At 57.4% G+C, this 24,073-nt stretch carries 28 protein-coding genes; 11 read left to right on the plus strand and 17 right to left on the minus strand.

Translation table 11 applies throughout. The features are described 5' to 3' along the window. Nucleotides 1-22: 22 nt before the first annotated feature. Both AAGD24_RS14895 and AAGD24_RS14900 read left to right on the plus strand, forming a co-directional pair. Nucleotides 23-304, plus strand: a complete 282-nt coding sequence (locus AAGD24_RS14895; protein WP_007154483.1) for a pyrimidine/purine nucleoside phosphorylase — start codon at nucleotides 23-25, stop codon at nucleotides 302-304. A 185-nt stretch (nucleotides 305-489) separates the two neighbouring features. Continuing rightward, nucleotides 490-2,139, plus strand: coding sequence for a fatty acid--CoA ligase (locus AAGD24_RS14900; protein WP_379865516.1), 1,650 nt, complete (start codon nucleotides 490-492; stop codon nucleotides 2,137-2,139). Here AAGD24_RS14900 and AAGD24_RS14905 read toward each other — a convergent pair. The 6 genes from AAGD24_RS14905 to AAGD24_RS14930 form a co-directional block, all read right to left on the minus strand. Further along, on the minus strand, nucleotides 2,136-3,389 hold the full coding sequence (locus AAGD24_RS14905) for a D-amino acid dehydrogenase (RefSeq protein WP_379865518.1): 1,254 nt from the start codon (nucleotides 3,387-3,389) through the stop codon (nucleotides 2,136-2,138). The two genes, AAGD24_RS14900 and AAGD24_RS14905, sit on opposite strands and share 4 nt — an antisense overlap. 60 nt (nucleotides 3,390-3,449) lie before the next feature. Further along, nucleotides 3,450-3,803, minus strand: a complete 354-nt coding sequence (locus tag AAGD24_RS14910) for a translation initiation factor Sui1 (RefSeq protein WP_036209515.1) — start codon at nucleotides 3,801-3,803, stop codon at nucleotides 3,450-3,452. 37 nt (nucleotides 3,804-3,840) lie between these two features. Continuing rightward, a complete protein-coding gene (locus tag AAGD24_RS14915) occupies nucleotides 3,841-4,365 on the minus strand; it encodes a DUF4136 domain-containing protein (protein ID WP_075197047.1) in 525 nt (174 codons plus the stop codon). 78 nt (nucleotides 4,366-4,443) lie between these two features. Continuing rightward, nucleotides 4,444-5,049, minus strand: a complete 606-nt coding sequence (locus tag AAGD24_RS14920) for a YigZ family protein (RefSeq protein WP_085679679.1) — start codon at nucleotides 5,047-5,049, stop codon at nucleotides 4,444-4,446. Between the two features lie 58 nt (nucleotides 5,050-5,107). Continuing rightward, the gene (locus AAGD24_RS14925; protein ID WP_085679676.1) at nucleotides 5,108-6,430 is read right to left on the minus strand and encodes a HAMP domain-containing sensor histidine kinase; all 1,323 of its coding nucleotides are present in this window, start codon (nucleotides 6,428-6,430) and stop codon (nucleotides 5,108-5,110) included. Beyond that, the gene (locus tag AAGD24_RS14930) at nucleotides 6,427-7,113 is read right to left on the minus strand and encodes a response regulator transcription factor (protein WP_036209506.1); all 687 of its coding nucleotides are present in this window, start codon (nucleotides 7,111-7,113) and stop codon (nucleotides 6,427-6,429) included. The genes AAGD24_RS14925 and AAGD24_RS14930 overlap by 4 nt, the downstream gene beginning before the upstream one ends. Nucleotides 7,114-7,302: 189 nt before the next feature. Between AAGD24_RS14930 and AAGD24_RS14935 the strand changes: the two genes are divergently transcribed. The 3 genes from AAGD24_RS14935 to AAGD24_RS14945 are packed head-to-tail and all read left to right on the plus strand — an operon-like array spanning nucleotide 7,303 to nucleotide 9,594. Beyond that, nucleotides 7,303-7,662, plus strand: a complete 360-nt coding sequence (locus AAGD24_RS14935; protein ID WP_085679673.1) for a Spy/CpxP family protein refolding chaperone — start codon at nucleotides 7,303-7,305, stop codon at nucleotides 7,660-7,662. A 55-nt stretch (nucleotides 7,663-7,717) separates the two neighbouring features. Next, the gene (locus AAGD24_RS14940; protein ID WP_379865520.1) at nucleotides 7,718-8,887 is read left to right on the plus strand and encodes a GNAT family N-acetyltransferase; all 1,170 of its coding nucleotides are present in this window, start codon (nucleotides 7,718-7,720) and stop codon (nucleotides 8,885-8,887) included. Between the two features lie 41 nt (nucleotides 8,888-8,928). Next, a complete protein-coding gene (locus tag AAGD24_RS14945; RefSeq protein WP_379865522.1) occupies nucleotides 8,929-9,594 on the plus strand; it encodes a hypothetical protein in 666 nt (221 codons plus the stop codon). A gap of 38 nt (nucleotides 9,595-9,632) precedes the next feature. Here the strand turns inward: AAGD24_RS14945 and AAGD24_RS14950 are convergent, their stop codons facing one another. From AAGD24_RS14950 to AAGD24_RS14960, 3 genes are read right to left on the minus strand one after another with little or no spacing between them, the layout of a single operon-like run. Beyond that, on the minus strand, nucleotides 9,633-10,988 hold the full coding sequence (locus tag AAGD24_RS14950; RefSeq protein ID WP_379865524.1) for a nicotinate phosphoribosyltransferase: 1,356 nt from the start codon (nucleotides 10,986-10,988) through the stop codon (nucleotides 9,633-9,635). After that, nucleotides 10,982-11,530, minus strand: a complete 549-nt coding sequence (locus tag AAGD24_RS14955) for an isochorismatase family protein (protein ID WP_379865526.1) — start codon at nucleotides 11,528-11,530, stop codon at nucleotides 10,982-10,984. Before AAGD24_RS14955 ends, AAGD24_RS14950 begins: the two co-directional genes overlap by 7 nt. A gap of 49 nt (nucleotides 11,531-11,579) precedes the next feature. Beyond that, the gene (locus tag AAGD24_RS14960) at nucleotides 11,580-11,795 is read right to left on the minus strand and encodes a dodecin (protein ID WP_379865528.1); all 216 of its coding nucleotides are present in this window, start codon (nucleotides 11,793-11,795) and stop codon (nucleotides 11,580-11,582) included. A gap of 193 nt (nucleotides 11,796-11,988) precedes the next feature. On the opposite strand from AAGD24_RS14960, the gene AAGD24_RS14965 reads away from it, so the two are divergent. Next, nucleotides 11,989-12,846, plus strand: a complete 858-nt coding sequence (locus AAGD24_RS14965; protein ID WP_379865530.1) for a DUF3750 domain-containing protein — start codon at nucleotides 11,989-11,991, stop codon at nucleotides 12,844-12,846. Between the two features lie 90 nt (nucleotides 12,847-12,936). Here the strand turns inward: AAGD24_RS14965 and AAGD24_RS14970 are convergent, their stop codons facing one another. The 3 genes from AAGD24_RS14970 to AAGD24_RS14980 are packed head-to-tail and all read right to left on the minus strand — an operon-like array spanning nucleotide 12,937 to nucleotide 14,908. Beyond that, the gene (locus AAGD24_RS14970; RefSeq protein ID WP_036209492.1) at nucleotides 12,937-13,260 is read right to left on the minus strand and encodes an AzlD family protein; all 324 of its coding nucleotides are present in this window, start codon (nucleotides 13,258-13,260) and stop codon (nucleotides 12,937-12,939) included. Next, nucleotides 13,257-14,000 carry an AzlC family ABC transporter permease gene (locus AAGD24_RS14975; RefSeq protein WP_075197038.1) on the minus strand — a complete coding sequence of 248 codons (744 nt, stop codon included), beginning with the start codon at nucleotides 13,998-14,000 and terminating at the stop codon, nucleotides 13,257-13,259. Before AAGD24_RS14975 ends, AAGD24_RS14970 begins: the two co-directional genes overlap by 4 nt. A 53-nt stretch (nucleotides 14,001-14,053) precedes the next feature. After that, nucleotides 14,054-14,908 carry an NAD-dependent protein deacetylase gene (locus tag AAGD24_RS14980; RefSeq protein ID WP_199480696.1) on the minus strand — a complete coding sequence of 285 codons (855 nt, stop codon included), beginning with the start codon at nucleotides 14,906-14,908 and terminating at the stop codon, nucleotides 14,054-14,056. Nucleotides 14,909-15,143: 235 nt separating this feature from the next. On the opposite strand from AAGD24_RS14980, the gene AAGD24_RS14985 reads away from it, so the two are divergent. Next, a complete protein-coding gene (locus AAGD24_RS14985; RefSeq protein WP_075197036.1) occupies nucleotides 15,144-15,572 on the plus strand; it encodes an organic hydroperoxide resistance protein in 429 nt (142 codons plus the stop codon). Between the two features lie 61 nt (nucleotides 15,573-15,633). Here the strand turns inward: AAGD24_RS14985 and AAGD24_RS14990 are convergent, their stop codons facing one another. Then, nucleotides 15,634-16,248 (minus strand): LysE family translocator, encoded by a 615-nt coding sequence (locus tag AAGD24_RS14990; RefSeq protein WP_041332348.1) that lies wholly within the window; start codon nucleotides 16,246-16,248, stop codon nucleotides 15,634-15,636. 130 nt (nucleotides 16,249-16,378) lie between these two features. Continuing rightward, nucleotides 16,379-16,927: a DUF1415 domain-containing protein gene (locus tag AAGD24_RS14995; protein WP_126811899.1), complete on the minus strand. Its 549-nt coding sequence runs from the start codon at nucleotides 16,925-16,927 to the stop codon at nucleotides 16,379-16,381. A 165-nt stretch (nucleotides 16,928-17,092) separates the two neighbouring features. Here AAGD24_RS14995 and AAGD24_RS15000 point away from each other — a divergent pair, with 165 nt between their 5' ends. Beyond that, on the plus strand, nucleotides 17,093-17,998 hold the full coding sequence (locus AAGD24_RS15000) for a haloalkane dehalogenase (RefSeq protein WP_075197035.1): 906 nt from the start codon (nucleotides 17,093-17,095) through the stop codon (nucleotides 17,996-17,998). On the opposite strand, the gene AAGD24_RS15005 is transcribed toward AAGD24_RS15000, so the two are convergent. Further along, nucleotides 17,989-19,575, minus strand: coding sequence for an ABC-F family ATPase (locus tag AAGD24_RS15005; RefSeq protein ID WP_036209478.1), 1,587 nt, complete (start codon nucleotides 19,573-19,575; stop codon nucleotides 17,989-17,991). The genes AAGD24_RS15000 and AAGD24_RS15005 overlap by 10 nt on opposite strands. Before the next feature lie 192 nt (nucleotides 19,576-19,767). Here AAGD24_RS15005 and AAGD24_RS15010 point away from each other — a divergent pair, with 192 nt between their 5' ends. From AAGD24_RS15010 to AAGD24_RS15020, 3 genes are all read left to right on the plus strand, one after another. Next, the gene (locus AAGD24_RS15010; protein WP_036209475.1) at nucleotides 19,768-20,046 is read left to right on the plus strand and encodes a peptidylprolyl isomerase; all 279 of its coding nucleotides are present in this window, start codon (nucleotides 19,768-19,770) and stop codon (nucleotides 20,044-20,046) included. Beyond that, on the plus strand, nucleotides 20,046-21,002 hold the full coding sequence (locus AAGD24_RS15015) for a succinyl-CoA synthetase subunit beta (RefSeq protein WP_379865534.1): 957 nt from the start codon (nucleotides 20,046-20,048) through the stop codon (nucleotides 21,000-21,002). Before AAGD24_RS15010 ends, AAGD24_RS15015 begins: the two co-directional genes overlap by 1 nt. Nucleotides 21,003-21,094: 92 nt before the next feature. After that, nucleotides 21,095-21,874: a substrate-binding periplasmic protein gene (locus tag AAGD24_RS15020; RefSeq protein ID WP_379865535.1), complete on the plus strand. Its 780-nt coding sequence runs from the start codon at nucleotides 21,095-21,097 to the stop codon at nucleotides 21,872-21,874. Between the two features lie 13 nt (nucleotides 21,875-21,887). Here the strand turns inward: AAGD24_RS15020 and AAGD24_RS15025 are convergent, their stop codons facing one another. Then, nucleotides 21,888-23,066, minus strand: a complete 1,179-nt coding sequence (locus tag AAGD24_RS15025) for a Xaa-Pro peptidase family protein (RefSeq protein WP_136633336.1) — start codon at nucleotides 23,064-23,066, stop codon at nucleotides 21,888-21,890. 74 nt (nucleotides 23,067-23,140) lie between these two features. Next, a complete protein-coding gene (locus AAGD24_RS15030) occupies nucleotides 23,141-23,959 on the minus strand; it encodes a DUF2059 domain-containing protein (protein WP_136633335.1) in 819 nt (272 codons plus the stop codon). Between the last annotated feature and the right edge of the window lie 114 nt (nucleotides 23,960-24,073).

Raw genomic sequence — 24,073 nt, forward strand, 5'->3', positions numbered from 1 at the left:
ACAATTTTGAGGAGCGTATCCCATGCTGAAAGTTAACGAGTATTTCGACGGCAAGGCCAAATCCATCGCCTTCCAGACCTCCAGTCTTCCAGCTACCGTGGGCGTGATCAGCCCGGGCGAGTATGAGTTTGGTACCAGCAAGAAAGAAACCATGACGGTGATCAGTGGCGTATTGACCGTTCTCCTGCCTGGCATGGAAGAATGGATGACCTACGGTTCCGGCGAGTTTTTTGAAGTGGCGGGACAGGCCAGCTTCAAGGCCCGGACTGACATCGACACGGCCTACCTCTGCACTTACGAATAATTTCTCGCGAATAACCTCTCGCGAACACCCCATCGAGAGCGCAGACCGGGACCAGCGGGCCATTTGAATCCCGCTGCACCGGATCTGCGCTTTTTTCTCGCCTAAAGGTTTCCGTAAGCCAGAAACTGTGTCAGATTTACCCCTCTTCTCGTTATAAATTAAACAATTGAGAGAGGCACCGAACCATGGCACAGACCCGCATCCTGAAGCCGGCAGACAACGCTCACCAATACCCACTGCTGATCAAACAACTGCTTCTTTCCGGCCCCCGGTACTCTCCCGAACAGGAAATCGTTTACGCCAACCGCAGCAAGTACACCTATACCGACCTGGTTGAACGTATCAACCGACTGGCCAACGCCCTCACCGACGCGGGTGTCAAACCGGGCGATACCGTTGCTGTGATGGACTGGGATACGCCCCGGTACCTGGAATGCTTCTTTGCCATCCCGATGATTGGCGCCGTGCTGCATACGGTGAACGTACGCCTGTCGCCCGAGCAGATCGTCTACACCATGAACCATGCAGAAGACGACCTGGTGATGGTCCACGATGACTTCCTGCCCATCCTGGAAGGTGTGAAGGACGAGATCAAAACAGTCAAACACTACATCCAACTGAGTGACGAGGCACAAGCGAAAACCACATCACTGCCATCACTCGGCGAATACGAACAACTGCTTGCCAAGGCCGGTACAACGTTCGACTTCCCGGACTTCGACGAAAACAGCGTTGCCACCACCTTCTACACCACCGGCACCACCGGGAATCCAAAGGGTGTTTTCTTCAGTCACCGCCAGCTCGTTCTCCATACGCTGGCCATGACCGGCTCTTTGTCTGCGTATGATGAGATGCCGCTACTGAGGTCCTCGTCCGTTTACATGCCCGTGACCCCCATGTTCCATGTACACGCCTGGGGCGTGCCCTACGCGGCCACCATGTTGGGCATAAAACAGGTCTACCCCGGACGCTATGAACCGGAACTGCTGGTAGACCTCCTCAAGGAGCACAAGGTGACCTTCTCCCACTGTGTGCCGACGGTCATGCAGATGATGATGGCAACCGAATCCATCAAGACGGCCGACCTCAGCAACTGGCACGTACTGATCGGTGGCAGCGCCCTTACGCGCGGCCTATGTGACGCCGGGGCGAAGCTGGGCGTATCCATGTACACGGGGTACGGCATGTCGGAAACCTGCCCGCTTCTCAGCACCACTCACCTGACAGCAGAGGATCTGGAACTGCCCCTGGAGCAGCAGACCTCCAAGCGCATCAAGACCGGTATTGCCGTGCCCATGGTGGAACTGGAAATCGTGAATCCGGAGGGCGAACCGGTCCCCCACGACGGCGAGGCCAAGGGCGAAGTGGTTGCCCGGGCACCGTGGCTGACCCAGAGTTACTTCAAGGAGCCGGAGAAAGGCGAGGAGCTCTGGCAAGGTGGCTGGCTGCACACGGGTGACGTGGCAAGTCTGGAGCCAGACAACACGCTGCTGATCAAGGACCGCATCAAAGATGTCATCAAAACCGGCGGTGAATGGCTGTCCTCCCTGGATCTGGAAAACCTGATCAGTCAGCATCCAGCCGTCGCCGGTGCAGCGGTGGTGGGTGTGCCCGACGAGAAATGGGGCGAACGGCCCCACGCACTGGTTACCCTGAAGCCGGGAGAGGAAGCGTCATTGGACGATATCCAGAACCACCTGAAGCAGTTCGTGGATTCCGGTGAGATCAATAAGTGGGCCATTCCGAACCAGATTGATTTCGTCGACGACATACCGAAAACCAGCGTTGGCAAGATCAACAAGAAACTGATTCGGGATCAGTTGCAGGAACACTAAAGCCCGGTAAATGCAAAATCCACATCGGGGGTGCGACCAGCCACAATGTCCGTCAAAGCGGCCGCGGAACCACAGGAATGTGTCCACCCCAACGTGCCGTGGCCGGTGTTCAGGTAGAGGTTGCCGAAGTGGCTCTTTCCGATGTAGGGCACATTGGAGGGGGTCGCCGGACGCAATCCGGCCCAGAACTCGGCCCTTTCCCAGTGCCCCGCATCGGGCATCAACTCTGCGGTGCGCCGGACGATCGTTCGGCAGCGGGTCAGGTTCAGTGCCCGGTTGTAGCCGCTCAGTTCCGCGGTGCCTGCGACCCGTATGCGGTCGCCCAGTCTTGAGTACACCAGCTTGTATTCATCGTCGGTAAGGCTGACGTTGAAGGCAGCGGCCTCACTCTTCACCGGCACCGTAATGGAGTAGCCTTTCGCTGGGTAAATGTTCAGAGTCAGGCCCAGTTTTCGAGCCAGGATAGCGCTGAAGCTACCCAGGCACAGCACGTAGTTGTCGGCACGAAGGATCTGGTGGCGACCTTCACGTATAACATTGACTCCGAGAACACGATCCTGGGTGTTTTCGAACCCCAGGATCTCGCTGTTGTAGAGGAACTCCACACCGGCTTCCTCAGCCTTTTTCGCCAGGGACTGAGTGAATCGACGGGCATCACCGGATTCATCTTCCGCGGTGTACGTGGCGCCGGCAATCCGTTCTTTAACTGGAGCCAGGGCGGGTTCCAGTTCGACGGCCTTGTTGGTGTCAATCACCTGTCGATCACACCCCAGTTCTCGCATCATGCGGGCTGGCCTCAGGGCCGATTCGAACTCCTCAGGATTGGTGTAGAAATGCAGGATGCCTCTCTCGAGGTGGTCGTATTCAATGCCGATATCCTGGCGCAACGCTTGTAAATGAGCGCGGCTGTAGATCCCCAGATTCACGATCTGCCGAAGGTTGTAAGCCGCCCGGGAAGCCGTGCACTGCTTCAGGAAAGCCATCGCCCAGCGCCACTGGACCGGGTCCAGGCGGGGACGAAAAAGCAGCGGTGCATCGGACCGGACCAGCCATTTAAGTAGCTTCAAGGGGGCAGAAGGATTGGCCCAGGGCTCGGCGTGGGATACCGATATCTGGCCGCCGTTGGCATAACTGGTTTCGGTGCCTGCCTGATTTTGCCGGTCCACTACCGTCACGTCATATCCCTGCTGCCTCAGGAACCATGCGCTTGTAACACCAACAACACCTGCACCCAGCACCAGTACGTGCATCCATTTTCTCCGGTTGAACAAGTTCAGAACACTACATAGTATACATGTGGGTATACAATGTCAGCCACCGGACCGTTTCACCGTCCAACCTTTTTCCTTCAAAAGGGGCACCAGCAGGTCTCGCTGATCACCCTGGATCTCCACGGTGCCTTCTTTCACCGTGCCGCCGGTTCCGCATCGGGCTTTCAACACCTTCGCGAACGCTTTCAGTTCCTTGTCGTCCATCGGAATACCGGTAATCAAGGTAACGCCCTTTCCTTTGCGCCCCTTGGTTTCCCGACTGACGCGCACAACGCCATCACCGGAGGGGCGAGCCGGTGCCCCGCAAACACATTCATCAACGGGGTGGCGACAGTCCGGGCACATACGCCCCTGTTCCGTGGAGAACACCAGTCCCCCAGAACGATTCTTCATAACGTCCTCATGTTGTTTAAGAGCCCTGTTGAGACACTCACGCCCCGGGAGGGTATTTTTCGAACATGTCCGCGACAATCTCGTCGATCAGCTCCCGCCGCGACTCGGTTGCCTGGTTCTCATTCAGATAGCGCCGGCTTGCTGCGCGCCAGACGACACGATCAGTCTCCGTGTCTACCAGCTCCACCACCAGCTTGCCTTCCTGGATTTCACGCACTGGTGGAGCCGACGACAGCCCCCAGCCAAAGTTACCACTGCCGAAACCGAAACCGAGCCCAACACCGCTGCGCTCGAGACGCTCCTCCTCAACCACCTGCCAGGTGACAAGCAGATCCGCCTCGCTTTCGCCCACTTTACGCATGGCCTTTCGGTTCAGCTCTCGCTCAACCGCACTCTCTATCCGACCACCATCAAGCGAGGTGAAAGACTGGTCCTCGCCCTTCGGTGCAAATGCCCAGGAACTGTAGTTACCGAAGACCGCGTTGGAATCGTAGTCGGTGACTACGTTGCTTGCGCAGCCCGTCAGGGCCATCAAAAACAGGGACACAACGATAGCTTTCATAATCTTGGTTGCCTCTTTCCATACTTCATTTATTAAAGTATACGCACAGTCGACACGAAGCGTTTCGCAAATGGTTCCTTAGCTGTCAAAACGGTAACCCATACCCCGGCTCTCGCAAAACGCCATAAATTCCTGATTCCGCTCTTCCACCAGGCTCACGTCAGCCGTTACACCGGCGCTGTACCCAACGTTGCCAATCTCGGCACCGTTTTGGTCACACCAATGCCTGAGTGGCTGCTCATCTGCGAAGGTCATCGTCACCGTTACTTGTGACATGGGTTGCTGAATCACCCTTTCAACCCCCGAAAGGACAGCTTCGGTTGCTCCTGCGTAGGCCCTGACGAGGCCGCCAGCCCCGAGTTTGATACCTCCAAAATACCGTATCACCATCACCAGCACGTCTCCCAGGTCCTTGTGCTGAATGACACTGAGAATGGGCTTACCGGCCGTTCCTGATGGTTCGCCATCGTCGTTCATGGCGGCTTCAGCGGCCGCGCCGGGCCGGCCTATCTGATAAGCCCAGCAGATATGACGGGCATCCGGGTGTTCGTTCCGGGCCTGTTCAAGCCAGACCTTGACCTCATCCCGGGACGACACCGGCGCAACCCGGGCAATAAACCGACTCTTTTTGATCTCTGTCTCCCGCTCAAGAAAGCCAGCGGGTATCGGGTAATCCTTGGACATAAAACCAGTTCCTGACACACAGCCATCATGAGGCCAACAGCAAGCCTTTCTATCCTCTTCACCCAGAGGTAAAGAGCGGAAATCTCAACACCACCATCAAACCGCCCGGCTCGCCATTGAGCGCTTCTATCCGGCCGTCATGGATGGCAACAATGTCCCTCGCAATAGCCAGACCAAGCCCCCACCCCTTGCCCCCGCGGGACTTGTCAGCCCTGTAGAAGGGCTCAAAGAGATGGGGCAGAACGTCTTCAGGCACACCTGGGCCTTCATCCCGTATTTCCACCAACAAGTGCCGTTGATCACAGCGCAGCGCGACATGCACATTCTTTCCCGGCGGCGTATGATCCAGGGCATTCTGAAGGACATTGTCCAGCGCACGCTGGATGAGCCCGCGATCCCCTAACAACGACGTGTTGCGGCAGCCCTCATCCACCATAAGCTGGCAATCCACTCCCCGGTGCTCGGCGTAGTCCGCCGCATCCCTCAGAACGTCATTGATCACCACGACTGGCTGCACGGCTTCCCGCTCGATATCGCCTCCTTGCTCCGAGACCCGGTAGAGCGTCAGGATCTGGGAGGTCATCGCTTCCAGACGTTCGTTCTGCCGCAGGATCGAGGCCAGCAGATCCGCATCCACGCTACCGTCACTGGCCAGCTCAATGGCAATCCGTTGCCGCGTCAGGGGGGTTCGGAGGTCGTGAGATATATCACGCAACAGGTGTGTCTGGCGATCGAGCAAACTGCACAGTTGCTGGGTCATGGCATTGAAGGCTGTCGCCAAAGCACCCACCTCGTCCCGTCGACTCGCGATGCGATCACTGACCCGAAGCGCATTGTCCCCTCCAGCAATGGCACGAGCGGTGGATTCCATATGTTTAAGGGGGCGGGAAACCAGACGCGCAATCCACCAACAGGCAAGCGTGATGATAACGAACGCCAGCCCCAGTTCCAGGAGACGGAACAACTTGGGATCAAGCCAGCCCTCGCCATCCAGGCGGGGCCAGGCCACCAGACGATGGTCTTCGCCGACCTCAATAACCGCCGGTTTCTGCCGGTGCCACCCCCCCGACTTCATCCGCTCGCGGATGGATGAAGGCAGGTCGCCGTCGTTGCGATCCGCGTCTATCAGCGACAGGTGAAGGTCCAGGCTACGCCCCTGCTCCTTAAGGAAGCGCCAGGCAGCGCCGCGGCCCTCGTTTTCCCTGACCACCAGAGCCTCCAGCGCCAGCTCCCGCAGACCGACCTGTCGTTCGATGGCCATTCGCTCCCGTTCCATCAGGGCACGGGTTGCCACATTGCTCATCAGCACTGTGACCGCCATAGCCAGCCAGATCGACAGGAATATCCGCCAGAACAGAGGAAACCTGAGCCGCCGGGTCATGCCGGCACCCGATAGCTATAGCCCAGCCCGCGTACGGTTTCGATTCGGGGCGGGTCGTCGTTGCCCAATTTTTTCCGGAGGTTGCTGATGTGCATATCCAGGGTACGATCATAGGCTTCCAGCCGACGGCCCAGAGCCCACTGCATAAGATCCGTCTTGCGTACCACACTGCCTGCGTGGGCGAGCAGTACCTGCAACACTTCGTATTCCGTAGCGGTCAGATCCAGTGCCACGTTGTTGTGGTAGATTCGACGATGAACCGGCTCGACCCGCAAGTCGCCGTATGCCCTTGATTCATCCGTTCCCACTTCCTGATCCCAGGCAACACGGCGAAGCAGCGCCTGTAGCCGAGCGATCAGTTCCCGGGGGTTGCAGGGTTTGGGTATGTAATCATCCGCGCCAACCTCAAAACCCACGATTCGATCCGTCTCATCGCCACGGGCCGTCAGCAGTACAACGGGAAGATGGGTTTTTGCCCTTAACTGACGCAGCACTTCCAGGCCGCTGATATCCGGCAACATGATATCGAGCACCACCAGGTCGCAGTGTTGCCCCAGCGCCAGTGACAATCCATCCTGACCGTTTGCGGCTTCTCTTACGGTGAAGCCCTGATTGGTCAGATAGCGGGACAGCAGTTCCCGCAACTCCTCGTCGTCTTCAACCAACAGCACCCGGTTCTGCATGGCAATCCTCCGTTGTGACTGAATGCAGTCTAACACGCTCCCACAAGCCCACTGATTTGCATCATTTTCCTTTGCATAACCTTTACAGTTCGCTGACGCCGCCTGACACCGTCCTCCGCTAGCATAGTCCCTGTGAGTTCAGACCGGGCCTGCTGGAGCAGGCTCATTTACAACACAGGAGAACACCCAATGAAACACATCACTTCCGGACGCATTGCCAGCGCGTTGATCGCAGCAACTCTTTTGACCAGCCCAATGGCGATGGCCTCGGACCACGGCGAACACCACCGCGGCAAACACGACAAAGCCGAGATGTGCGAGAACATGCGCGAGGGCAAAGGCTGGTTCAATGACGAAAAGCGCCAGGCAAAATGGGCAGAGCACCGCAACGACATGGCGGATCGCCTGAAACTGACCGACGAGCAACGCGAGATCTGGGACGAGATCCACGAGGAAAGGCGAGAGAAACACAGCGCCAAGATGGAAAAACGGCAAAAGAAAATGGAAAAGCGCTGCAAAGACATGGAAAACAGCACTTCCGAGCAGTGATCACAGGCCGGGTTCTGACGTATGGTACTGGGTAAACCACGGAGAAGCCCCGACCATGCCAGAACCCGGTACCGCAGAACTGACAATCCGCCCCGTCCAGTCGATTGATGACATCCATCCGCAAGACTGGAACGGGTTTGTCGGCCGTTATAACCCCTTTCTTCAACACGAGTTTCTGCTTGCACTGGAAGAGTCTGGCTGCACAAACACCGCGACAGGCTGGCAACCGGCCCATCTGGCGTTCTACCTGGACAATCGGCTTGCCGGAGTGGCTCCGGCCTACCTGAAAGCTCACTCCATGGGAGAATACGTCTTCGACTGGGCCTGGGCCGATGCCTATCAGCGCTATGGCATGGATTACTATCCCAAGCTGCTGATTGCCATCCCGTTCACACCCTGCCAGGGGCCACGGCTGTTGTTTTCGGAAACCCTTCGCCAATGGATGACGCCCGCACGAATCCACGATGCGCTGGATGCCATCACCACACGCCTGGGGGCCCACTCCTGGCACCTGCTATTCCCGGATCGCCAGGACCAGGCACTGCTGGACAGGAACGATCAACTGCACAGGATCGGCTGCCAGTTCCACTGGCACAACCACGAGTACAACACCTTTGAGGATTTCCTCGCCCGGCTGACGTCGCGCAAGCGCAAATCAATCCGCAAGGAAAGAAGACAGGTTGCGGATCAGGGCATTTCATTCCGACATTTTTCGGGAGACGATATCCCGGATAACGTGCTCGCGGCCTTCCACGTATTTTACCAGGCCACCTACCTGAAACGGGGCCAGCGGCCATACCTGAACAAGGCCTTATTCCGCCTGCTGAAAGACCGCCAAGCGGAGCATCTTCACCTTGTCATGGCGGTAAAAGAGGGTGAGATGATCGCCGGTGCGCTATTCCTGACGGGCGAGGATACGCTCTACGGGCGCTACTGGGGTTGCCTGGAGGAATTCGACCACCTGCATTTTGAAACCTGCTACTATCAAGGCATTGAACTGGCCATACAGCTGGGGTTGGCACGCTTCGATGCTGGCGCGCAGGGGGAGCACAAACTGGTTCGGGGGTTTGAGCCGGTGATCACCCATTCCTGGCATGGCGTTATGCACCCCGGTTTTCGCGACGCCATCGAAAGGTTTACCAGCGAAGAAGCGGAGCATGTCATGGCCTATACTGAAGATGCCCTGCAGGCGCTGCCATTCAGACAGACCGAGCAGAACCAGTAGCGAGCCAGGGGTCGTGCAGACACTTACCGGAGCGGGCAGCCATGGACATGGACTACCTTTTCGACTTTCTCGCGACAACACAGCTGACGTTCTTCATCGCAATTGCCGCACTCGTTGTGGCAATTGTCGCCCTGTTTTCGGCCTCCGCCGCCAGGCGGGCCGCCAGGCGGGCCGCGGCTGAACAGAGTGACACCGTGAAGCAGCGCGTCGAAAGCCTGTGGCATGACATGGACGAAATACGCGTGTCCCAGTTCAATGGCCCCGACTCCACGAAAGCCGGAAGAAACCCGATTGCCAGTGAGCAGTTCTCTGCTGAAAAGGCCGCTTACGAAGCCATCTGGCCTCTGGTCTGGCTATTGCACGACAAGCTGGGCATGTTCCTGCGTTCTGTGGAGTCTGATGAACCGGCCGGCGAATTACGTCTGGAAGCCCGCAAGGCGGCACTGGACGCACGCAGTACCCTCAATCGCGTACGCCCCTTTTGCCATGACGACGTCGATGGGCTCATTACGCAACTGATTGACAACCATATAAAAGCCCATCTGGCCGCCTGCCACTTCATGGATCTGCGCAAGGATTCCCTGTCGTCGAACACCAGCCATGAACGAGAGGTGCAGAAAGAAAAGTTTCACACGCTTTACGAGGGCCAATCCCGCGAACTGCTGAACCAGTTGGTTGGCGCCATCAGACGGCGCATGCTTCGGTAATCCCGGGCCACGCGGAATCTCGCACCTCTGCCTTTCAGTCAGCCCCGAACCTTTGCCAGCGTGTCCCGCTGCAATGCCCTGAGAAAGTCGCTGATCACAACCGGATTTTCATGTGCAGGCTCCAGCGAGCGAAACTGGCTCGGCAGGGCATCCAACGCCCGCTTCGCATTGTCCACCTGACTATCCAGTGTCGGAATGGCGCCTTCGATGATCAGGCCTCGCTTCATGACCGGCTTCAACAGCGGCTCGCCATCAAACACTTCGTCCCGGCCGGCAACGACGTCCTGCGCGAGGCGGCCGTTCGGGTCAAGGCGACGGTAGACCTGCTTGCGGCCTGGGAACGACTGCTTGCCAGGGGAGTTTTTCATTCTTGGCAGGTCCGCGTACTCCGTAAGCTTGAAGGCAAGCTCCAATGCCGGCTCGTCGTTCGAGGCCCCGATGGCAGTGCCAACACCGAAGCCGTCGATGGGGGCGTTGTCGGAGACAAGTGTCGCGATCTTGTATTCATCCAGACCGCCGCTCGCCATGATTTTTACATCGCCAAGGCCCGCCTCATCCAGCATACGCCGACATTCAGCAGCCTCCGAGGCAAGGTCGCCGGAATCCAGGCGGATACCACCAATGCGCACCTCCGGTTCTTCTTGCAGCCAATCGATGATCCTCGCCACCGCCGAGCGGGTGTCATAGGTATCAACCAGCAGTGTTGTGCCCGGGTAGAGCCGGGCATAGGTTCTGAACGCCTCCATCTCACTTGTACAGGCTTGAACGAAGCTGTGTGCCATGGTGCCGTATACCGGCATGTTGAAATCCAGGCCTGCCAGGACATTGCTGGTTCCGGCCAGGCCGGCGAATCGGTACGCGCGCACACCTCGGTGTGCCGCGTCCATACCATGGGTGCGGCGCATCCCGAAGTCGACGACCGGCCGGCCTTGCGCCGCAAATATCAGGCGGACCGCCTTGGAGGCCAGCACAGTCTCCAGATGCACGTAGTTCATCACCAGGCTTTCCAGCAACTGAACCTCGGCAACAGGCCCCTCCACTTCCAGCAAGGGTTCCTGAGGGAATACCGGCGTTCCTTCCGCAATCGCATGTACAGAACCACTGAAGCGGAATTCCCGCAGCCAGTCCAGAAACCGGGGTTGGAACCTGCCCAGGGATTCCAGGCGCTTTATGTGTTCGTCGGTAAAGGCGAGAGATTCAATAATATGGGCCACGTGCTGCTGGCCACAGGCAAGAACGAAATTACGGTTCTCAGGAAGTGTGCGAAAGAAAAGACTGAAAACCCCGTTCTCGTTCATGCCTTCGGACCAGTACGCCTGGGCCATAGCCAGCTCATACAGATCCACCAGCAGAGGCAGGTCAGTCCCTTTTACAACCGGGGGGTGTTTCAGCACAGTTCCGCGCCCTCCTCTTCCAGTTGTTTGAAAACCGCTGGGGCGTTTTCAGCCTGAACGGCCCGTGTTCCATCGGTAATGAGCTCAACCTCGAAGCCGAGCTTCAACGCATCCCTCACGGTCGCCTGGACACACACGTCCAGTGCAAGCCCGGCTACAAACAGCCGATGAATGCCGTGGCGGCGCAGGTAGCTGTCCAGCTGGGTAGCGTCGAACGCGGAATAGGCATCGGTATCGAATGCGGTGCCCTTGCTCACCCGGATGGCCGAGTCAGGCAGTGCCATGTTTCGATGAAACTCGGCCCCGGGGGTGTCCTGAACGCAATGGACGGGCCAGGGCCCACCGCGATCACTGAAACTTATGTGATCCACCGGATGCCAATCCCGGCTGGCAAGAATCGGCCATCCAGACGACTGGGCCTTGTCGATCCATCCGTTGATCGCCGGAAAAATGTCATCACTGCCAGGCACCGCCAGGCTGCCGCCTTCGCAGAAATCATTTTGAACATCAACCAGTAACAGAGCATTTGGTCCAGTGCCCATAAGAATACCTCCCATGGTTTTACCAAAAATTTGCTCAGATCACCGGATGTCAGCTTCCCTCAATCTTGAAGCCTATCTTGAGCACGACCTGATAGTGTCCGACTTTTCCGTCGACCACATGGCCGCGCGTCTCCTGCACCTCGAACCATTCGATGTTGCGAAGATTCTTGCCGCATTCGGCAATCGCATTCTCAATGGCATCCTCGATACTTTTCTTCGAAGAGCCAACCACTTCCACCTTCTTGTAAACATGATGGTCGGACATGACGCCTCCTGTTCCAAGGCTGTAAGTGTCAGGCAAGTGCTTCGAATGCCTGTATTTTCAGCGTATACCAGTAAACCGTGACCATCAAATGACCAAGAGCACGGGCGACGGGAACTTTACGGCATGAATGAACTCTGAGTTTCTTTCGTCGTACCATCGCAAAACATGGGTCATTCAACGTTTCCGGATTCAGATGAAAACCTTCAAACGCTGTTTTATCGGTTTCACCCTGACACTGTCACTTCTGCTCGCCGGCCCGCTGTTCCTGGCCGCCTGCGCCGGCCTCCAAGACTCAGGGAGCTGGCGAACGACAGACCGCTCCAGCGCGGGCATTGCCCCGCGCCCGGAGCAGGAGCAAGCGGCGGTGGTTCAGGTCTACGGGGCCCGTGCCTATAACTGGCGGGGGTATTTCTCATTGCATACCTGGATCAGCACCAAAGAGACGGGCGCCGATGGCTATTATGTTCATGAAGTCACGGGCTGGCGTCACTACGTGGTCCAGTCCCGGCCAGACGACCCGGATCGTGCCTGGTATGGCGCGCCGCCGACGTTGATTGCGGATATCCGCGGTGAGCAGGCCGAGCGGATTATTGATCAGCTGAATGAGGTGATTGACCGCTACCCATACCCAACGGAATACACCGCCTGGCCCGGCCCCAACAGCAACACCTTCGTCGCCTGGGTGATCCGTCAGATTCCGGAAATGGACGTGGCCCTGCCCAACCACGCGATTGGCAAGGATTATCTGGGAAATGGCGTTGTGTCCGAGGTACCTGGCGGCAGCGGTTATCAACTATCGCTCGGTGGTTATTTTGGTATTCTGGCCGGTGTTCGGGAAGGACTGGAATTGAACATTCTGGGGCTCTCGATGGGCATCAACCCGTTGGCGCTTGGCATCAAACTCCCCGGAGTCGGCGAATTGGCGTTCCGCAGCACCAATCCGATGCATGAACCGTCTGGCTCGAACTCTGAGCCTGAGACCGACGCTGTGCCTCAAACTGGTGCCGCTGAGGCGGCCGAGGCAGGGCAGGTCTCCCAAAAAACGCTTTGAATACATCCATGTACGCTTGGGCTCCGCCATCCATGGCTCCGCACATTTTTGGGAGACCTGCCCTGCCTCGGCCTGATTCGGAGGAAAACCCTAGAGCGCGGTGATTCCTGCATAGCGGACTAGCCCTGCTGCAGCGATACCGGCTGCGATAGCGGGGAGAGGCTTCTTCGTTGCCAGCATAATAACAGCGGTGACAACCAGTGCTGCCAATGAGCCGGCATCGCCGCTTACCGCCATGGGGACGATGATCGCGATCAGCACCGAACTGGCCATGGTGTTGATGAAGCTTTCGATGCGCGGGTTGATCGTTACGAACGACATCAGGAACACACCGCCGAAGCGAGTCGCCAGGGTGACAAGCGTCATGATGGCGATCAGGGCCAGAGTGCCAGCAACCGTGGTTTCAACCGTCATGATGAACGTCCCTCTTCAACAGATTCCGGTGCTTCAGTCTTCTTTTCCATCCAGAAAAAACCAATAGCGCCACCTGCCAACGCACCGACAACCACGTGGGTATTGGGCGGTAGCCATTTCCAGGCGGCCAGCGATGAGGTTGCCGCGACGGTCCAGGCCACCAGGGTTCGGGGGGATTTGTTGCCGCCGAGTGCCATGGCCAGCAGGAAGCAACCCAGCACCATATCCAGGCCCAGAGACTTGGGATTCTGCAGCAGGCCACCGAAATAAACCCCCAGCCAGGTTCCGATAATCCACGCCACCCACAGCACAAGACCACCGCCGAGGATAACCTCCAGGTTCCGTTTACCACTCTGGTATTCCTGCGCGGACACGGCCCAGTTGGCGTCGGTCAGGAGCAGCAGTAAGCCATAGCGCCGACCCGGGGACACATCCCTGAGCATGGGGTACAGGGAGGCCCCCATCAGCAGATGGCGGGAATTAATGGCGAACACGACGGCCATCAAAGGAATCAGCGACACCTCGCTACCCCACATATCGACAGCGGCAAACTGGGAAGCGCCCGCAAATACCGTGGTGCTCATGAGTATTGCCTGCAGTGGCTCCAATCCTTTCTGGATGGCCGCCAATCCGAAGGCAGCACCAAAGGCCACCACAAATAACGAGATGGGAAGAAGCCGGAAAAACTCCGCGCGGACTTTTTCGGGTTGAAGCTGGTAGGAATATGTATGAACGTTCATCTAAGCAAGCTAATGAAACCAGCTTCAGATGCGTATAGGTAGATGCCGAAGAGTCAGAGCTGGCCGAGGGTGTAGGCCAGGGTGTCACTGATGCCCGCGTTAAGCTTCAGGTCCACCAGTGAATCGGCTCGGGTACGGCCCAGGTTCAGTGTCGCCATGGGTTTACCCCATTCTTTGGCATAGCGACAAAATCGAAATCCGGAATAGACCATCAGCGAAGAGCCGATCACCAACAGGCCATCACACGTCTTGAGCGTGTCCAGTGTGGACGTCACCCGGTCTTTGGGCACGTAGTCGCCGAAAAACACCACATCCGGTTTCAGAATGCCGTCGCAACAGGGGCAGTCCGCGATGCGAAACTCAGAAAAGTCCACTTCCAGATCGGCATCACCATCCGGCGCGGCGCCGGCGGAATAGTGCCCAAAAGTCGGGTTCATGTCCGCGCAACGCTCGTGGACCTCGTCGCGCTTGCAGCGATATCCGCAATCCATGCAGACAACCTCGTCAGCCCTGCCGTGCAAATCCGTTACCGAACGGCTACCCGCCTGCTGATGCAGGCGATCCACGTTCTGGGTGACAAGCAGCCGGCTGTAGCGGCGAAGTTCCAACTCGGCAACACGATGATGCGCGATGTTGGGCCTGGCGTTGCGAATGATTGGCCAACCAATGAGGCTTCGCCCCCAGTAACGCTGGCGAACCATCGTGCTCGTCATAAAGTCCTGATGCTGGACCGGTTGTTTGCGCTTCCACGCGCCATCGCCATCCCGATAGTCAGGAATGCCGGAATCGGTACTGACGCCGGCTCCCGTCAATATCATCAGGTCAGGATGCCGGTGGATGAATTCCGCCAGCATGGCCCCCGCCTGCTCGGGAGAATGCAGCTCCAGTGGCTGGTCAGCGGCCGGCATTGTTACGCCTTTAACAGGTTTTTGAATGACAGGCATCACACTCACACTCGTTGGGAACTCCTCTACTTTAGGGAGCAAATCCACCGCTGCCAATGGTAACAACCGGAAAAGATTCTGAAGAGGGCACAATATTCTATTTGCATTGTGCAAAATTTAATTTTGTGCAACCATTAAAGACGAAATGAAGTCATCAACACACGATGCGTTGTAATGCGCACGAAGGAGAGTCGAAAACATGTCTATTGAACAGGTTGTTTATCGCGCGTCAGCAGAAGCTACCGGCGGCCGTGACGGCCGTGCCATCTCCTCGGACGGCGTCCTCGATGTTGAGCTGACAACACCGAAAGAAATGGGTGGTGCCGGCGGCAAAGGCTCCAACCCGGAGCAGTTGTTCGCGGCCGGTTATTCTGCGTGCTTCATCGGTGCCATGAAATTCGTCGCTGGCCGGGACAAGCTTCCCATGCCAGAAGATGCGTCCATTGAGGGTGTAGTCGGCATTGGCCAGATTCCCGGAGGCTTCGGGATTGAGGTGGAACTGAAAATCTCTCTGCCGGGCATGGACGATCAACAGGCCAAGCAGCTGATTGATGCAGCTCACCAGGTGTGCCCCTACTCCAACGCCACCCGTGGCAACATCGATGTGACATTGACCCGGGTGGATTGATATCGACCTGGTCGATCACCGAAATCTGACAGCGGGCTACCTGCCCGCTGTCAGGAACCGGCTAGACCAGCTTTGCGGTTTCCACCGAGAGCATGGGAATTACCGACAGTGCAAGCAGCGCGCCCATGCTCCAGTTGAACATCCTTCGATATAACGGCTTGCGCAACAATTTCCGCAATCCTGCCCCGCCAAGCATCCAGCTACCGACACAGGGCACGCTGACCAGCAAAAAGGTCAGCCCGATCCAGAACGACTGCTGCAGCACCTCGCCACTACTGACCGTGGTGAACGTCGCCAAAGCGCCAACCGCCATGACCCAGGCTTTGGGATTCACCCACTGGAAAGCCGCCGCCTGAAGGAACGACAACGGCTTGCTGGTTTTCTCACCGTCGATCTCTGTGGCTGTGGTCGCGATTCGCCAGGCGAGATACAGCAAATAGGTTATACCAAGAACCTTGATCACCAGGTGTAACTGCGGAAATGCTTCAAACACTTTCCCCAGGCCCAGGCTGATCGCTACCACCATGGCGGGAAAACCAAAGCAGATACCCAGGTAGTGAGGTAGCGTTCGCCACACCCCGAAATTGACGCCCGATGTCATGATCATGATGTTGTTCGGGCCTGGCGTTACCGTCGACACCAGCGCGAAGAGCAATACGCTTAATACGATCTCCATGTTCCCTGCCGAGCTCCCTGTTACCGATTCGTTACTCGTCAATCCTACAAAGCGGGCCGCCAGTGAAACAGATTCAGAAGTGTGGTTTTTTGACCATAACAGTTGAGCGATTCATTACCCGTTAGAGCTCTTATCCAGGGGACAAAGTCCGGATAAGCAGGTTGCGCATGTGGTCTGCACCCAATCGATTCATTAGCTCAACGTTCTGCTCCGGTATCGATTCTGTTCCGGGATAGCCGGCGATGGCGCGCTCAAGGCTGCGTTCCCTCAGCAGGTGCAGCATCGGGTAAGGAGAGCGATTGGTGTAATTTTCGGCGTCAGCCGTACTGGTGCCGCCAAACTGATAGTCGGGATGAAAACTGGCAATCTGATACTCCCCGTCCAGCTCGAGATGCACAAGAAGGCCGTCGGCTGCGTCGAGAAAATCGTTGTAGTCCATAAAGTCCGTCAGCACGTCGGGATGCACAAGCAGCGTTGTCTCAACCTCCGGATGTTGGTCCAGATGCATCATTTCTTCCTGCAGTGCAGTTAACAGCCCCTCCTCCGAGTTGGCATCCGTCGCCACAAATCGAATGCGCTCATTCACCAACTCCCGACGGGCAAACGGGCACAAGTTGAGACCAATGACCACCTCTGACACCCACCGCCGCGTGGCGGCCAGAACGGTATTACACTCCAAGTTGAAACTCCCATACGTTAAAAGCGGGGAAAGGATGGCGAAAATGCTGCCCGAGCGCCGAACAAGACTGAAAAGGACCTGAAAGGACCGACACAGCCAGCGCAAGTCATGATACGTTAAGCAAGCTTACAATAATTCCGTGACCGATGGCTGCCGGAGAACACGATGAACGCGCTGCGAACACCTGACAAACGATTTGAACGCCTGTTGGATTATCCCTTCGCCCCTCACTACGTGGAGGTCGACGGACTGCGCATGCATTACGTCGATGAAGGCCCCTCGGACGCCAGCCCGGTGCTGATGATGCACGGCGAACCTTCCTGGTCGTACCTCTACCGCCACATGATTCCCATCTGCGCAGCGGCAGGGCACCGGGTGATCGCGCCAGACCTGATCGGTTTTGGCAAATCCGACAAACCCACGGATATCAACGCCTACAGTTACCAGAGCCATATGGACTGGATGCAGGCGTTTCTGGAACAGACTGACCTGCAGAACATCACCCTCGTATGCCAGGACTGGGGATCTCTTCTCGGCCTGAGACTGGCGGCGGAAAATCCGGAGCGGTTCCGTGCCATCGTTGTGGGTAATGGCATGCTGCCTACCGGCGACCAGCCCGTGCCAAAAGCGTTCCAGTTGTGGAAGAACTTCGCGCTGTACAGCCCCTGGTTTCCCATTGCCCGCATTATCAATACCGGAAGCTTTCGCACCCTGGGGCCCGACGAGCGTCGAGCCTACGATGCGCCATTCCCCAACAAGAAGTACAAGGCGGGTGCTCGCGCTTTTCCGAAACTGGTGCCGGTGACACCGGACAACCCTGCCAGCGAAGCCAATCGCGAGGCCTGGAAGGTTCTGGAGCAGTGGAAGAAGCCGTTCCTGACCACCTTCAGCAACGGCGACCCGATCACCCGGGGCGGCGACCGTTATATGCAGGAGAGAATTCCCGGCGCAAAGGGCCAGCCCCACACTACTCTCACCGGCGGACACTTCCTGCAGGAAGACTCACCGGTTGAGTTTGCGGGGGCGATCAATACCCTGCTGGCTCGCCTGGACGAAAGCGATCAGACATAACCCTGGCTTCGCAGGTAGTCATCGTAACTGCCGCTGAAGTCGGTTATGCCGTCGGCCTTCAGTTCAATAATTCGGGTGGCAAGGGATGACACGAACTCCCGGTCATGGCTGACAAACACCAGCGTGCCCGGGTAATTTTCCAGCGCCAGGTTCAGGGCCTCGATGGATTCCATGTCCAGGTGGTTGGTGGGCTCGTCCATCAGCATGACGTTGGGCTTTTCCAGGATCAGCTTACCGAACAGCATACGGCCCTGCTCTCCGCCCGAAATGACCTTCACCGATTTACCGATATCATCCCCTGAGAACAACATGCGGCCGAGGGTTCCCCGAACCAGTTGTTCTCCGCCGGTGGTCCATTGCGACATCCACTCGGTCAGATCCATGTCCTCATCAAAGTCGGCGCCGTGATCCTGGGCGTAGTAGCCGACCTGGGCACTGTCGGTCCACTTAACATCGCCGCTGTCAGGCGTCATGGCGCCGGCCATACACTGCATCAGAGTAGTTTTGCCAATGCCGTTGGGCCCGATGATGGCCACTCGCTCACCCGCTTCGATCTGAAGGTTCATTTTGTCGAACAGGGGCTTGCCATCGAAGCCCTTGGTAAATTCCTTCAGCGTTACCGCCTGTCGATGCAGCTTCTTGGTTTGCTCAAACCGGATGAACGGGCTTACCCGACTGGACGGTTTGACCTCCTCCAACTGGATCTTGTCGATCTGACGGGCGCGGGAGGTTGCCTGCTTGGCTTTGGAAGCGTTGGCAGAAAAGCGACTGACAAACTGCTGCAACTCGGCAATCTGGGCTTTCTTCTTGGCGTTATCCGACAGCATGCGCTCGCGGGCCTGGGTGGCAGCGGTCATGTATTCATCGTAATTGCCAGGGAACAGCCGAAGCTCGCCATAATCCAGATCCGCCATGTGTGTGCACACGCTGTTCAGGAAGTGGCGGTCGTGGGAAATAATGATCATGGTGCTGTTGCGAGCCACCAGGATGTTTTCCAGCCAGCGAATGGTATTGATGTCCAGATGGTTGGTGGGCTCGTCCAGAAGCAGGATATCAGGATCAGAGAACAACGCCTGGGCCAGCAGAACACGCAGTTTCCAGCCCGGCGCAACAGCGCTCATGGGGCCGTTGTGCTGTTCCAGGGGAATATCCAGGCCCAGCAGCAGTTCGCCAGCGCGGGCATCGGCGGTATAGCCGTCCATCTCGGCGAATTGCACTTCCAGGTCCGCCACGGCCATGCCGTCTTCCTCGCTCATTTCAGCGAGCGAGTAGATACGATCACGCTCGGCTTTTACACGCCAGAGCTCTTCGTGGCCCATAATGACCGTATCAATCACCGAGCAGTCCTCGTAGGCAAACTGGTCCTGGCGCAGCTTACCCAGCCGCTGATTCTGGTCCACCATGACCTGGCCGGCCGACGGTTCCAGGTCGCCGCCAAGGATTTTCATGAACGTGGACTTGCCGCAGCCATTGGCGCCGATCAGACCGTAGCGGTTGCCATTGCCGAATTTGACGGACACATTTTCGAAAAGGGGTTTGGCCCCGAACTGCATGGTAATGTTCGCGGTGGATATCAAGAATAGACCTGCTGAGAGTGAAGACCGGGCACGGGCCGGCGAAGGAAAAGCCGGCATTGTACAGGTTTGTGGCCAAAACCGTGAGACAGCAGAAACACGGATAAAAAGCGCTTGCCTCAACGGCCCAGTGCGGGCAGCATTTCACCCTCGGTGATCGCAACATGATCCTCATTCGAAAAAAGGAAACACACCATGACACAGGCAACCGCGCGTCACATCCTTGTAGACAGCGAAGCAAAATGTGAAGAACTGAAGAAAGCCATTGAAGGCGGCCAGGACTTCGCAGAAGTGGCGAAGCAACATTCATCCTGCCCCTCAGGCCGCAACGGCGGCGACTTGGGCGCTTTCGGCCCGGGCCAGATGGTTCCGGAATTCGACAAGGTGGTTTTCAGTGGTGAAGTGAACAAGGTGCTCGGCCCGGTGAAAACCCAGTTTGGCTACCACCTGCTGGAAGTGACCAGCCGGAGCTGATGGCTTTAAACCTGCCAGCGTACCGGCCCGCCCGCAATACCCAGATACTCCGGTATCTGGCTTTTGCGGGCATGATTCTGATTGCCCCTCTGTTTTTTGTCGGCGGCCCCGGTTGGTCCGACGGGCCGTTGTTCAAATCAGCCTGGAATCTCGGGCATATTCTGTTCTTTGCTCTGCTGACCCTCGCCATTCAGCCCTGGCGGATCTGGACGGGCTGGACTCTCTGGGGCATCGGCACACTTGCCGTACTCCTGCTTGGCACCGGTATCGAACTGCTACAACACGGAACCAGCCGCCAGATGGACTGGCAGGATATCCTACGCAACCAAGTGGGCGTATGGACCATCCTGGCGTTGCGGCCACGGGCCTCACTCACCCGGAAGTCACGGCCGGTGATCTGGCCACTGAGGCTCATCGTGGCTGCGCTACTGGCCGCCGAAATCGGTGCCACGGCAAGGGTCGCCATTCAGCAGTACCACGTCAGCCAACTGCTGCCGGCACTCTACGACTTCCGCCAGCCAGATCCCTCACCATTCTGGGATGGCGTCATAGCACCCGTAACCGACCATGCCATAGACGCCCACAAGCGCGCACTCAGGATATCCCTGTCCACAGCGCATTATTCCGGAGTTTCCCTACACAATTTACCCGAAGACTGGCGCGACTATGACCGCCTCGTCATCGACTTGTACAACCCTCAGGACCACCCATTGCCGATGATTTTGAGAATCAACGACATGGAGCATGACCTGGGCGACAACAACTACAATGACCGCTTCAACACTCGCCTTCCCCTGACTCCCGGCCCCAACCAATTCAAACTGGACCTCGACAGGATCAAGGCAGCCCCCGAAAGCCGATCAATGAATATGCAGGCCATCAGACGGCTAATTCTGTTCACGGTTGCGTTGCCGGAACCCAAAACCCTCTATCTGCGTGACATTCGGCTGGAATGACGGATCATCATCCCTGGTCTACTATCAAAAGGAGAAGCGTCCGTAAGGTATCCCCTTGCCTATTTGTGCAGTATCTTTGCGTAGGCGATTGCATGAAAGCTTTAAAAGCGTATTTCGTTGCGCTGGTTGCGTTGTGGTCAACTCTGGCATTAGCGAATGATGGTGAGCGACCATTGAGCATTAGCGTTGGCGACTGGCCTCCTTTTTTCGTGGAAAGCGAGCCTGGTCAAGGCACAGTTGCACGACTGGTCAGGGACATCTTCGCTGCGGAAGGTTACAAAGTGGAGTTTCACTTCCGGCCCTGGAAACGCGCCTATCGGGAAGCCGCAATTGGCCAGCACGACGCCACTGCAATCTGGATGCACACCGCCGACCGACAGAAAGATTTTATCTACAGTGAACCGGTGATGAACGAACGCTTCGTGCTGTTCTATCGCAAGGACACGCCCATTGAATGGAACCAGATGCAGGACCTTGCCAACCTTAAACTTGGGGGAAGCATCGGGTACAGCTACGGCCCCGAGTTCGATAGTGCAATCGAGAGCGGTATCCTGAATGTGGAATGGGTCGCCTCCACGGAACTTAATTTCCGCCGCCTGCTGTTTGGCCGGATTGATGCTTTCCCGGAAGAAATCAACGTCGGCTACTACATTCTTCGCCGGGAAACAGACCCACAGGAAGCCCGCCGGATTACCCACCACCCGGAGCCCATTCTGGAGAATCAAAGCTTCCTGCTGTTTCCAGCCAACGAACCGCGGACACAAGCCCTGCTAGAGGTATTCAACAGGCGCCTGCAGATATTCCGTGAAAATGGCCGCTACGACACCTATTTTGAAACCAGGCCCCAGGCATCATTGAACAAAGTGAGATAACAGCGGGCTGAACTCAGTCGAGCCGCCAGGGGTTGGCCGTCAGCGGTTCACCACCATGCTCTCCCACCAGTACCGTATCGCTGCAACCCATGCCCCATTGCCCCGGAATCCTGAGGCATATGGGCAGGTGGAACACCATTCCCGGCTGGAACACCGTCGACTCTCCCCGGGCTATAAAACCGGAGCCCTCCACCCATGAAGGAGGAAACTGCGCCCCCACCGTGTAGCCAAACACCCCGGAGAAAAACACCTCACTGGCCAGTGGAGCCATAACCTGCTCCGCAGCCCTGGCGGCGGAATCGAAGGTTCGGCCTGGCACCATGGATGCCTTGAGGACATCCACCACGCGACGGCAGCCGTCAAAAACGGCCCGCATCCTCGCCGAGGGATGACCTGCCACCAGCGTACGCATCATCGGTGCCGTGTAACGTTGCCAGGCAGCACCAAATTCGAGGAACACCGTATCGCCGCCTTCGATCCTGCACCGCTTGTGATTGGTATGGATGACACTGCTGCGCAGCCCCACCGTTACGATAGGCTGCATACTCATGAATTCACTGCCGCCCGCCAGAAGGCTTTCTGCGCCGATGGCCGCTATGTCGTTGTCGGTCATCCCGGGGCGGATGGCCGCTGCTGCGGCTTCGATGCCCTGCCCCGTTATGCGGGCGCTGTGCCGCAGGCAATCAATTTCGGCCGCTGATTTCACAATACGGATGCTTTTCAACAGGCCTGAAGCATCCACAAACTGTGTGTCCGGGAGTCGCTGTTTGAGCCCTTCCAGGACCCCCTGGCGGAGCGAGCCATGCCAGTAGTCAACGCCGACCTTTCCGCCATGCCCTATCAGCGCGTGTGCCAGGGGATCCAACACATCGCCCACACCTTCCCAACGGTAACCGATAACGTGATCGACCCGTGTGGTAACCATGGCGGGACCGGTTTCGATGGAGGGCACTTGAAGGGTAAGCGTATCGGCGGTGACCACCAGTGCGACGTGAACGGAGACTTCAAAGGTACTGTAACCGGTCAGATAAAACAGATCGGACGGGTCGGTTAACAGAACAGCTCCGAGACCGTCCGCATGCATCCTGGAGCGAAGGTGTTTGAGACGCTGCTGGTACTCCGCCTCAGGAAAGGGGCATTCCCGGCCCCTGAGTTCGGTGGCCAGGGTTTGCTGGTAGGCATTGAAATCCATGGGGCCGTCTCCGTTACGGAAAGTGACTACTGGAGACTGGACCCAAAACAGGGGCTTTTCAATCTTTCGCGGTGTCACCGCCGATTAAAAAAGCGCCCCAACTGGTTCCCTATGGACTCCACAGGGTCCGTGATCGAGCGCTGAACGCTGTTGGTGACCACGCGGGTGAATGCCGAGCCGGCATCACTTTCGAGGAACTCAATGTACTTCTTCAACTCGGAAGAGCTGAGATCCTGATAGGTGTAGAGGTAGCCATCGTAGACCTGCTGGGCAACCATGCCCCGCAACATGCCACGCTGGTTCTCGATCTGTTGCTGAAGCTGTTCGAAGGTTGGGCCTTTGCTACCGTTGAACGCTGCCATGGCAGAGGCTAAACCCAATTGGACAGCGACGGTGGTATCCACGGCACTCTCCGTTGCACGGGCAGCCCGGTCAAAGCGGGTAAACAGTTTGGCCCTTTCGCTGCCCTTGTATTCCTCCTGCAACGCCGCGGCATTGGCTTCCACCTGCTTCCAGGAGTCGGGGTTGGAGGCGGCCACCTCGGCCTTGGAAATTTTCTCCGCCAGCGGCGTTTCATACCAGGCCAGTACCGAGTTCAACTGCCCCTCGCTGAGCCCCTGGTCCAGGTCTTCTATCAGCCGCGCGCGAATCTCGGCAACACTGAACGCATTACTCACAACACTGCTGATGGTGTTGGCAACAAACGGCTCAACCCGCCCGCTTTGTTTCAGGCCCTGGCGGATGCCCTGGCTCATCATCGCCGGGTACTGGGCGACAACCTCATCAATGGGCGACACCCGGAGCACCGAGTCCGCCAAAGGGCTTGCGGTGGCAGAACCACAGACCAGCAAAAGAAAAAGTAATGCCGGTTTAACTTGGGATAGTGTGCGCATGAACCTAGTATCCTCTGATAACGAGGGTCTGTTATGCCATGGAGCTGGCGAGAGCTGCAAGCAAAGCCGGCCAGTAACAGATGACCATTTTGTAGTATGGAGTGACAGGGCCCG

It is taken from the genome of Marinobacter sp. M5B, from assembly GCF_042604615.1.
GTDB classification, from domain to species: Bacteria; Pseudomonadota; Gammaproteobacteria; order Pseudomonadales; family Oleiphilaceae; genus Marinobacter; species Marinobacter salarius.